Genomic DNA, 418 nt, shown 5'->3' with positions numbered 1-418 from the left:
AGGGCCACCTCGGTGTCCTGGGGCGGTTCCCCGGCCCGCCACTCCCGCGCGGCCGTCTCCACCAGCGCCCGGGTCAGTGCGGCCAGCAGGACGGTGTCCGCCGGGTCCTGGCAGACGTCCGCGATCCTGACTTCCACTGTGGGGTAGCTGCGCGAGAGGCGCGCGTCGAAGTAGACCATCCCCTCGTCCTTGAGGACTCCGGTGGAGACGAGGGCCGCGACCTGCTCGTGGTAGCGCTCGGCGGAGCCGTGGAGTTCCACGGGCCCGGCCGAGGGCCAGCGGCCCCACACCCGGCTGCGGTAGCTGGCGTACCGGGTGTCCTGCCCCTGCCAGAAGGGGGAGTTGGCGGTCAGGGCGAGCAGGACCGGCAGCCAGCAGCGCACCCGGTCGAGGACCGCGACCCCTTCCTCGTCCGACT

1 protein-coding gene is annotated in these 418 nt (G+C 73.2%); it reads right to left on the bottom strand.

Annotated elements, in window-relative coordinates:
- Positions 1–418, bottom strand: a 418-nt coding sequence (locus RNC47_RS37150) for a YbdK family carboxylate-amine ligase (RefSeq protein ID WP_311605287.1), incomplete at both ends; no start/stop codon positions are given.

It is taken from the genome of Streptomyces millisiae, assembly GCF_031845425.1.
In the GTDB taxonomy this organism is placed as follows: domain Bacteria; phylum Actinomycetota; class Actinomycetes; order Streptomycetales; family Streptomycetaceae; genus Streptomyces; species Streptomyces millisiae.
The sequence above is the reverse complement of the archived record's forward strand: the minus strand, read 5'-3'. Positions and strand labels throughout refer to the sequence as shown.